The sequence below is a fragment of the Shewanella sp. SG44-6 genome (assembly GCF_014164185.1).
Lineage (GTDB): Bacteria > Pseudomonadota > Gammaproteobacteria > Enterobacterales > Shewanellaceae > Shewanella > Shewanella vesiculosa.
The window spans coordinates 1-9,251 of sequence record NZ_JACJER010000157.1 but is presented as its reverse complement, the minus strand read 5'-3'; the positions used below and the strand labels follow the sequence as shown (position 1 = coordinate 9,251).

The following is a 9,251-nucleotide window of genomic DNA, read 5'->3' as shown; positions in this document are numbered from 1 at the left end:
GTTTAAGCAGCTTCAGGATTCGCTATCTCGGTAAGGATTTTATCCAGCCCTTGTCAGAAAAGCTAAATGAATCAATGTCTTATTTGCAAAGTGGCTAATTCCAACGCTTTTACCGGCCGGACCTCTAATAGCACGTTTTAACTGATGGTATGCTTCACCTCTGTTCAAGGCTTGCTGGACGTAATGACGCAACGTTGAATTATCAACATACTCCAAAACATAAATAGATTTAATTAAACGGTCGTACTCATGCAATGCTGACAATCTTCGGCTCTTGCCGTTACTCAACTTTCTAATGATTGTGCTTTGAGTGGTGGTTTTACGACTCAATGAACAAACAATATGCTGAATATTGTCCCATTCTTCAGCAATTAGCTTATGATTAATATCTTTCTTTAATTGAATACGGCCTCCGTTCTCTTCAGTCACTTCAAATAGCTCAAAAAACACCTTTTTCATTTTCGCGTATCGAGGGGCGAATGTGTAACCAAAGAAATCTAATATAGCGAAGTTAACATTATTGGTACCATGCGTATCGGTCGATAAGGTATTAGGCTGTATATCTGAAGAGTTGTTATAGAGTAAGTCAAAAGCAAAGTGACCTTCATATTCGTTAGCGCCAATGACTTGCGTACTCACCGGAACATGATTAGAAACCAATGTTAATGCTGAAACACCTTTACCTTTGGAGAAGTACTTAGACGAATACCGAGCCTTAAACGTATTTATGCGACACTCAAATTTTTGACCATCAATGCTTGAAAACAACTGATTATCGTCCACATGGTAATAGGCAAATATTGGCAACGTGGCTATAGCATTAGAAACCTGATCATTAGACGTTTTGAGTGTTTCATATCTGACATAACTATCATCTACACTGCGTAATTTACCCATTGAACGGTCAGAGATATTCGCCATTTTATATAGGCCGTAATTGGTGCCGTTTGCCAATATACAGGCGATCAGATCTTCTTTATTTACTGGTGATTTTTCTTTAGTTGCTGATATGTGTGTAAATGAATTTAAGTAACCTGTCTTTTGATCAACAAACAACATGAGTTCAACGATACCCATGTGTTGAATTTGATTGTAGAGCGGGTTTTCAATTGTTTGTTGCCAACGGCTGTTAGGAATTGACCACTTGAGTTCGGCTTTGCCAGGAATAAACTCAACATACTTATTATCACCACTAAAGATATGCTCGCTTGCTTCCTTCAGCTTAACTTCTAATTGTTGGCTCTTATCTGCGAGTGTTTGGTTAATCGGTGTTGCCAGCTTATCAAGGCCAGTGTTTTCAATGATTGTCTCTTTTTGCTGCCATTCTTTAGGTTGTATAAGATCTGACGTTAAACTACGGTTATTAACGCTTTCTTTCACCGTTAAGCTATTACTGTGAAATAATTGTTCGGCTTTACGATAAAGGAAATACTCAAATCGATTAGCAATTAATTTGGTATTTTCTCCCTCTAAATACTCTCGGTCATGTTTAGGTACCACATCGATGTTAATGGTTTGGATAGCCTTTAATTCACTAAGTTCAGAATGTGCCATAACATACTGCTCATGGAGTTCATCCTTTAAATGAATGAACTCAATATCGATAGACATAAATAATGAGCGGATAAGTTTTTTAATTTTACTGGATTGTTTATCAATAAATTGCCATTCGTACTGACGGCCATCAAAGTCGTTATTATCTAAGTGATCACTTAACAGTTTAATACTGTCAGCAGGGATCAATTCAAAGGCTTTTTTACGTACATCACCAAAGCTTAAATCATCGTCCATATCGGTATCGATGAAGTACTTTAATAAACTACCAGCGGATTTTAATTTGGTTCTTACAATGGTTACATCTTCAACAATACGCTGCTTTGCATAGCCTTTAGCTGATTCGGTTAACTTCCTTACCAAGTAAATAAATGCAGCAACAAGATTGTCGTTAGTCTCTCGGTACCTGAAGAACAAGTAACAAACGAGATATAAAATAGTTTGGCTATCTGCGTGTTTTCTAAGCTTATAAACGGACTTGTGCTTTACCAGTGAAGCATAGTATTCAAGATTTTTAGGTGATAGCTCCAGTTCAGCAATCAGTGACTTAATTTCTGGATAAAGCGAGCGTATAATTTTATGCGTCTTCAGCTCTTGGGTGATTTGGCTCGTTGAAAAGTCCTTAGCCATTTTCTTTAACTTGGCTAAGTCAGTAAAGGTATTATTTGACTCAAGTAATTTAAGTAATGTTTTTCTGGTACCTGAAGACAAACTATCAAGCAGCACCATTTCAATTCGGTTACGCTCATTTGATAATACCGTAGAAATAGTGTCTTGCAGCGTTGTATAACCAGCTAGCGCTATTCTGTTTTGACCAAAATAAGCAATACATTCATCAAAAACATACCTTGGTTCAAGGTTGATTTTTACAACATCGTTAAGCCTTTTTAATAGCGGCTCTTTATCTAACTTGCTTTGGTATGCTGTAAACCCTGTATATTTTAATAACTTATTAATCAGCTTAGTTTTTGTTGTTGGTGATAAATCCTCAAGAGACATATCTTTATCGCTGAAATACTTGGATCTTACATAATCTAAATCATTACTGACTTGAGTAAATGAGAAATTAAATACTATTGGCCGTGACCTAAAGTAACCAAGCAGTAAGATAAAATACACTCTGGTTTCAATACGTCTTAATTCGTTGACGAGCCTTTGAGTTTCACTATCTAACGAAAAATAATCATCACGATCTTTACGGTTAAAATTGGGTAAGGCATAGAGTTCGTTGATTTCTGATTCGCTGAGAATTTGTATACGCTTGGTGTTTGATGAAGAAATAGTGGTAAGCCTTTCTTGTTATTTTTAATCAGCATACCTTAATCAATGAGGTTAATGTTTACCAGTCAACTGCTTAACATTACCATAAAGCCGATTTAAGCGACTAAAGTGGTAAACTTTTCATAAGATGGTTGAACACTGTATATTATTACTTAAGAATACTAATGCCAATTTCGAGGGGATGGGCTAAATAATACAAACTGTGTTATTCAAGGGGTGAAGTCCAATGGTACGAAAAGTTACTCTAAGCGTGAAAATTCAAGCTAAGGTTAATTTCGAGGGGATGGGCGCAAAACCCCAACTAACGCCGCATTCAGCAGACAAGCCGCTGAATGCGGCGTTAAATGAATAAGGATAGTTATGCAAAACAATATATTTTACTCGTGGCAGAGTGATCTAGATCAAAAATATAATCGCTTCTTTATTCGAGATTGTTTAAAAGCGTCGCTAAGAAAGCTCACAGAAGAGCCTAAGTATGGTGAGTCAGAGCGTCTGGATAGTGACACTGAAGGGGTTCCAGGTACTCCTGACATTGCGACGACTATATTTGGCAAGATTTCATCGTGTTCAGTTTTCGTTGCTGATATTAGTTACTGTACTTCTTGTAATAATCTGGGTAAGAGTTTCCCTAACTCAAACGTACTAATTGAGTTGGGTTATGCCATTGGTGTTCGAGGCGATGCATGTGTATTAAATATTATGAATACTGCTTATGGTAAACCTGATGAGCTGCCTTTTGACCTCAAACATAAGCGATGGCCAATCCAATATTTTCTAAATGAAGAGATCTATGCAGATACTGTTAAGCGTAAACAAGTAAAAGATAAGTTAATTCAAGAGCTATATACTTTTATCAAAATAATTATCGACTTGGAAGACTCAGAAGATAATTCACCTCAGATTGGCTCTACTCCTTCCTTACCATATATTGAGAATTGCGTTCTTCGCTCAGATGCGGCACAAGATTGGGAGATAAGCTCTAATAACTCAGAAACAATTGCAGTGTTTCGTAACGATGTGAATCTGCGTTTGGTCGTAGATTGGTCTGACGACGGGAAGCAATGTGAGGACTTTAAAGAACCTTGGGCTAACTCATATCCAAACCCTCACGCTACAGGTTTTTGGTTAAATGTTTATTATGGTGTAAGTAATATTCTTTCTCTAAAAAGCATATTGGTTAACGTTGATGGTGCCAGTTGTTCATTGCCTCTACCTAGACAGATTGGTATTACAAATCAGAGAACCGAAGTGCTTCCTATAGACTATAAACATGCCCAAATATTTGATCAGTTGGGAAATCTTGACCAGTATATGTGGCGTTCTCGTTTAACTTTAGCGTTATGATTCATTTAACAGATAAGGATAGGCCGCGCGAAGTCGCGTCCTTATCCAGAATGCCATATATTTCTTAATCCCACGACTTATTTTTAGACCCTTTGCTCTAACTAATTTTTGTCCAAAAGTGAGCTTGAAAATGATCAAACTTTATTATCAAAAAATGAAATTTGTCCTCTGATAATTTATCAAACTATTGCGTCATTACCGTTCATGAAAACCTTAATTTATTATCAAACTTTAATATGGTCATACAGCTGTTTAAAATTTGGCTTAAAAGTGAGTTGCCAGCTAATACATCACATTTAATTTGGCACATTTAATCAACGCACTAATCAAAGGAAATTTTTTATTATTTTGCTTAAAAATCGCGATTTGAGTGGAGAGTTTTTTGTAATTTCGTAGCTGTTTGACAACTTGTTCAGGTTTGTATTCATATTTTTTAGATAAATTTGTGATGAGATCCACGTCGAATGGCGCCGAATTGTTCATGGCTTCATAGATTGCCAGTGACCCTTGCTCAATGAGTAATTTTTTATACGAACTTTTATAGAGCAACTTCTGTTTAACTCTATGTTTGTGCAATTTGAAGGTAGCCAAATTTTTCAGGGCATTGATTTCAAGAATGATTTCACTTTCATTGTAGCCAGCCATAGACATAAGCGAGGACCTAAATTCATCATATGATTGAAAATGTGTGGAATATAATAAGTATACAAACCGATCTCTTCTGGCTAAATCATGTTGATAGGGTTCACTAATTGGTTCTCTATCAACCCCAATAGCGTTTTCATTAATTTCATTGTGTATTTTCTTGGTATTTGTTAAATGAACCGTGTGTCATCTACTAGAAGGCCCCAAAACGTGTCATGACTGATAACAAATACTCAGTTTGTGCCCTAGAACATGGCTCTATACTTGATCGTTTCATACTGTAAAACTCCCCTTTAAAATACACAAACGCAGGTTTACGTGAGCATAATGGTGACTCTTGCTCACTGTTAGTCGCTATATAAATACTGAATAGATCATTGCTGTAAACTAACTTAGTAGATGAAATCATAGGTCTTGCATTCATAACAGATACTCCTTGTACATTCTTATATTTTACCCTAATAAATCAATTTTCTATTCTATTTCAGGTACTATTTTGGACTTGCTAAAAATATTAACATCACTATCTACCTACCGCATAGTGACCACTATTTGATTTACCACAATTGAATCAAGTAAGATTTTTCGATACTAATATCGGTATAATTTACTTAAAACTAGTAAAACTGTTTACAAAATTGTCATCACTGAAGTAAAATAAATATGTACTCATTATGAAGTTGTTTTGGCAATTTTTCATAGTGTGTCCTCCAACTGAGGGAGGGGTCCCTTGGGGAAGAAAACCAGCTTTTGCTGGTTTTTTTTCGTCTATTGAAGTTCATTAACCGGTAAAACGTTTAATTTGGCATGAGTATCGAACCTTTCTGAGACAGAAATGTTAAAACGTTCATCCTGCTGTATTTGTGATAAAACTGTATTTAAATCATTATCTGCATCAAGATAAACAAACAGATTGATTGGCTTAATGTAGTGGCCATCTTTATCTAACTTAGTAAAAGTCTCATTTTCCAACAAATAAACGTTACCAGGCTCTGCCACGGTATATTTGTTGGCTACCTGTATCATTAACCCTGTCCAAACATGAATATTGCCGAGAAAATCAAACAGTAGCGCTTCCGCATCACCTTTCCCTTTATATTTCTGCATGTTAGCTAGTAATTTATGCAGTTCGGACTCAAGTGATATCGTTGCTTTAACTAAGGCTAATCTTTTTAATTCTGGTTTTATGACTTTGTACTTCGACATCTTCAATTTAGGCTTTATAAACTTTTTTATTATTTGTGTTCGTTTTTCTATAGGCGTAAATCTATTATTACTACTAACCTCTAAGTACATATTTAATAGTGCATTTTCACACACATCTTTCAAGGTTTCGTAATACTGCGTCATTCCACTCTCCTACTTTTTATCAGACCGAAATTTTGCCATTGCGCCATCTTCTGCAAGAATGTCACGGCCATATCTGTAAACCATTGCCGGCGAACTCCAACGACCAGAGACTTGCACTTCCAAAGGTGAATAACCTGCGGCTAGCAAATCTTGACAGGCACCGACACGGGCTGAATGGCCACTCCAAGGAACGCATCCTCTAACAAGACCCGGTGAGTATTCCGACACAACACTAAAGGCATTCTGAAAAATGTTATCGATCGCTACCCCTGATAATGGGTTGTTTTGAACGCCTATTTTGTTCGATTTATGGACTTTTCTGAAAATTAAACCGGTTCTCTCAATCCCCGCTAACGTCACATAATGATCAATCAAGTCCAAGCATCGTAAACTTAAAATAACTTTATCTGGTTCACCTGAATGACGTGATTTGGTAATAGGCACCAGCAAAATACCCCTGCCATCTCGAGTAAAACTTATCTGTTCAAAGGTCGCTCTAGCCAACTCTGACTCACGCAACATAGATTCATAAGACATTGTTAATAAAGCCAAATCTCTTAACTCTATTAGTTTCTTACTTTGTGAAAACACTTGGGTTAGGACTTCTAAGTGAGCCTCATTGAATGCAGATGCCTGGGTCGTAAACTCACCATCCGTCAGCTTGCTACTTTCTATATTTTCAAACATTTTTTTGATTGTTAATGATTCAGTAGGCGACGGTAAACCTGCGGCCAAATGCATGGTCTGAACAGCCCAAGAGTAGACTTTTAATGTATTAAACTTTACTCGTGTTGAATGTTCAAGGATGTACTTTTTAAAATGGTCTACAGAGCATGGAATTGGGACAATGGACACACCTGTACACCATTTACAGAATTGGTACCAATTCTGATTAAGTGATTTTAAGGTGTTCGCTTTCATGTCACTGGATGACAATTCAAAGTCATGCAACAACATTGAAATTAATTCTGAAATGCGGTCAAAATTAGCCGTTTCAATATCACTGTCGAGCAATGATCGTAACTCATTTTGCATGATAGAGACATCATCAAGAAGTAAGTCATTGACTTTGCGAGGGTTAATATCTGGCTTAGAACTCAGTTTAACAGAATAATTCTGATTTTTAGTCAATGACGGCATCATTTTCTCCTTTATTCATCCTCAAGATAGTCAGCAATATAGAAAAACACTGAGTTATTCTTCATCCGACCTTAAATCCTTATCGAGTGTCACCAGATAATCAATGACTGCATCAAAAGTAGTCAGTTTTTCTCTGGCCATAATTGATTTGAGCTCATCGAGTAGATCTGCGGACAATTCAAACCTCGATTTTCTAGATCGCTTCTTTAACTGACTGATTTCTTTACGAATCCAACGCCAACCAGTATCAGAAAAAATAAGTGATAAATCATGGTTTAAGGCATCCATGTCATGATGATGAACGGCATGTACCGGCAAAGCCGATATATTGCGAATAGCACGACAAACTGACAACCAAATTTTTTCGGCATAAGGAACGTGAGCTTTAAAGTTGGATTTATATCGTTCAGGGTGAGTTGAGCAATTGGTATGTTTTACGTTTCTATTCAGTAATCGAGAAGATAATTGAACTTCCTCAATTGATAGGAGCCGCATCCGTTTTCCTTTGGGCTCATAAAAATCATAACTCCATTGTGGTGCCACATACTCTTTCTCTTCCATAATTCAGTCCTCAAATACCTCTTTTTCAAATTTTCATAAACCAAGCGAATGATAAAGAAGATTAGCCAGATTTGTAATATGGGTACACCATAATACTAAATGGGTTTAAAGTAAATCTTAACTTAACATAATTACAGTTATCTAAAGTTAAGAGCTAAATAACTAGAATTCAAACCTGACTTTTATGGGTACACCATTTTACTAACCTTAGAGTTTTGCTAATGTTTGAGTTTTTCATTTTTAGAGTAGGGCGGTTAACTTTCTCAAGATTTAGTATTATGGGTACACCATTTTACAAAATCTTAAATTAAGTGGTTCCGAGTTTGTGTGGAGTTATCTAAGACGATTTAAGAGGTTTTCTGTATTTTTGATTAAGCGATAGTATTATCAATTCAGATTTATTCAGTAGTCAAAGTTAAAATTGATTATGGCTTCAGCCATTCAAAGCAATCGCCTATGAGTTTTTGTTGGCCATTATGTTTATAAATAAAACTATCTGACATTAATTTATGAGCATTCCATGCTCGATTAAACACGGATGAGTTAGAATACCTATAAGTAGAAAAAGACAAAAACTCACTTAATTCATTAAAATACTGCTCATAATCTTCTTCACTGATCCCTTGCAATACTAAAACGTCATTGAATTCTGTAACTTCAAGATTGAATACAAACTCTACTGCAGCTAACTCAATTTTGTGAACGATCTCTTCTATTCTAGTATGAGATTTATCGTAAAAACTAATTGGACAATTCATAAAACCCTCATGTTTTCCTTTAATTATGCAACTTTAGTTTCTTTATAAGCTCGATCGCCTAACTTATTGAGAACAACTACCTCACCTAGCAACACGGCTATGATTAACTTATCCTGTTTAACACTGTGGGGTATTATCACTCGACCACCATCACCTATCTGGCAGTTTTTAATCAGTAAAGATTCAAGTTCCATAGATATTTCGCTTTCATAGTAAAGGATAGTGACAGATTGCTGTGTGGGCATATTTGTTACCAAAAATGAGTAAGTTCTGAATACAATGTTATCTCTACATTGATTTATTTTTGTTATTTCAGGGTCCATTTGGGACACCTTAATCAATAATTTATAAAATAATTGATTACATTGAATCTCTAATGTACTTATCAGTGTTATGACAGATAATTTATACTTGAGATAAATTACATATAACGAAAAATTGAAAGTCATTGAAACTAACTTAGTACGGTGATATAACATACATAAGTGGTCAGTATGCGGTAGCACAAATGTCAAAACGCGCACATCTAAATTCGATAATGAAAAGTAACTTTTATCAGTTACAGGAAATGCTTATCGAATTTTCTAACTTACTGAGCGAATCGGTTGTTGAACAAGA

The 9,251-nt window shown here is 35.8% G+C and carries 10 protein-coding genes; 2 read left to right on the top strand and 8 right to left on the bottom strand.

Annotation, left to right across the window (positions count from 1 at the left end; genetic code table 11):
- Positions 1 to 39: 39 nt before the first annotated feature.
- Positions 40 to 2,805: a Tn3 family transposase gene (locus tag H5185_RS19420; protein ID WP_310741678.1), complete on the bottom strand. Its 2,766-nt coding sequence runs from the start codon at positions 2,803 to 2,805 to the stop codon at positions 40 to 42.
- Positions 2,806 to 3,061: 256 nt separating this feature from the next.
- On the opposite strand from H5185_RS19420, the gene H5185_RS23090 reads away from it, so the two are divergent.
- Both H5185_RS23090 and H5185_RS19415 read left to right on the top strand, forming a co-directional pair.
- On the top strand, positions 3,062 to 3,187 hold the full coding sequence (locus H5185_RS23090; protein WP_259396261.1) for a hypothetical protein: 126 nt from the start codon (positions 3,062 to 3,064) through the stop codon (positions 3,185 to 3,187).
- 8 nt (positions 3,188 to 3,195) lie between these two features.
- Positions 3,196 to 4,179 carry a hypothetical protein gene (locus H5185_RS19415; protein ID WP_182742921.1) on the top strand — a complete coding sequence of 328 codons (984 nt, stop codon included), beginning with the start codon at positions 3,196 to 3,198 and terminating at the stop codon, positions 4,177 to 4,179.
- A 282-nt stretch (positions 4,180 to 4,461) separates the two neighbouring features.
- On the opposite strand, the gene H5185_RS19410 is transcribed toward H5185_RS19415, so the two are convergent.
- The 7 genes from H5185_RS19410 to H5185_RS19380 form a co-directional block, all read right to left on the bottom strand.
- On the bottom strand, positions 4,462 to 4,830 hold the full coding sequence (locus tag H5185_RS19410) for a hypothetical protein (RefSeq protein ID WP_182742920.1): 369 nt from the start codon (positions 4,828 to 4,830) through the stop codon (positions 4,462 to 4,464).
- 187 nt (positions 4,831 to 5,017) lie between these two features.
- Complete coding sequence (locus tag H5185_RS19405) at positions 5,018 to 5,248, bottom strand: hypothetical protein (protein ID WP_182742919.1); 231 nt, start codon at positions 5,246 to 5,248, stop codon at positions 5,018 to 5,020.
- 344 nt (positions 5,249 to 5,592) lie between these two features.
- Entirely contained in the window at positions 5,593 to 6,174 is a 582-nt protein-coding gene (locus H5185_RS19400; protein WP_182742918.1) for a DUF2913 family protein, read from the bottom strand.
- Between the two features lie 9 nt (positions 6,175 to 6,183).
- Positions 6,184 to 7,314 carry a tyrosine-type recombinase/integrase gene (locus H5185_RS19395; RefSeq protein WP_182742917.1) on the bottom strand — a complete coding sequence of 377 codons (1,131 nt, stop codon included), beginning with the start codon at positions 7,312 to 7,314 and terminating at the stop codon, positions 6,184 to 6,186.
- Between the two features lie 54 nt (positions 7,315 to 7,368).
- Positions 7,369 to 7,875 (bottom strand): hypothetical protein, encoded by a 507-nt coding sequence (locus H5185_RS19390; protein WP_182742916.1) that lies wholly within the window; start codon positions 7,873 to 7,875, stop codon positions 7,369 to 7,371.
- Positions 7,876 to 8,300: 425 nt separating this feature from the next.
- Positions 8,301 to 8,633 (bottom strand): hypothetical protein, encoded by a 333-nt coding sequence (locus H5185_RS19385; RefSeq protein WP_182742915.1) that lies wholly within the window; start codon positions 8,631 to 8,633, stop codon positions 8,301 to 8,303.
- Positions 8,634 to 8,656: 23 nt separating this feature from the next.
- The gene (locus tag H5185_RS19380; protein WP_182742914.1) at positions 8,657 to 8,956 is read right to left on the bottom strand and encodes a DUF2375 family protein; all 300 of its coding nucleotides are present in this window, start codon (positions 8,954 to 8,956) and stop codon (positions 8,657 to 8,659) included.
- Between the last annotated feature and the right edge of the window lie 295 nt (positions 8,957 to 9,251).

Coding starts and splice junctions, on each gene's coding strand:
- H5185_RS19385 (WP_182742915.1), bottom strand. CDS start 8,633: ATGAATTGTCCAATTAGTTTTTACGATAAATCTCATACTAGAATAGAA.
- H5185_RS19405 (WP_182742919.1), bottom strand. CDS start 5,248: ATGAATGCAAGACCTATGATTTCATCTACTAAGTTAGTTTACAGCAAT.
- H5185_RS19390 (WP_182742916.1), bottom strand. CDS start 7,875: ATGGAAGAGAAAGAGTATGTGGCACCACAATGGAGTTATGATTTTTAT.
- H5185_RS19395 (WP_182742917.1), bottom strand. CDS start 7,314: ATGCCGTCATTGACTAAAAATCAGAATTATTCTGTTAAACTGAGTTCT.
- H5185_RS19410 (WP_182742920.1), bottom strand. CDS start 4,830: ATGTCTATGGCTGGCTACAATGAAAGTGAAATCATTCTTGAAATCAAT.
- H5185_RS23090 (WP_259396261.1), top strand. CDS start 3,062: ATGGTACGAAAAGTTACTCTAAGCGTGAAAATTCAAGCTAAGGTTAAT.
- H5185_RS19415 (WP_182742921.1), top strand. CDS start 3,196: ATGCAAAACAATATATTTTACTCGTGGCAGAGTGATCTAGATCAAAAA.
- H5185_RS19400 (WP_182742918.1), bottom strand. CDS start 6,174: ATGACGCAGTATTACGAAACCTTGAAAGATGTGTGTGAAAATGCACTA.
- H5185_RS19380 (WP_182742914.1), bottom strand. CDS start 8,956: ATGGACCCTGAAATAACAAAAATAAATCAATGTAGAGATAACATTGTA.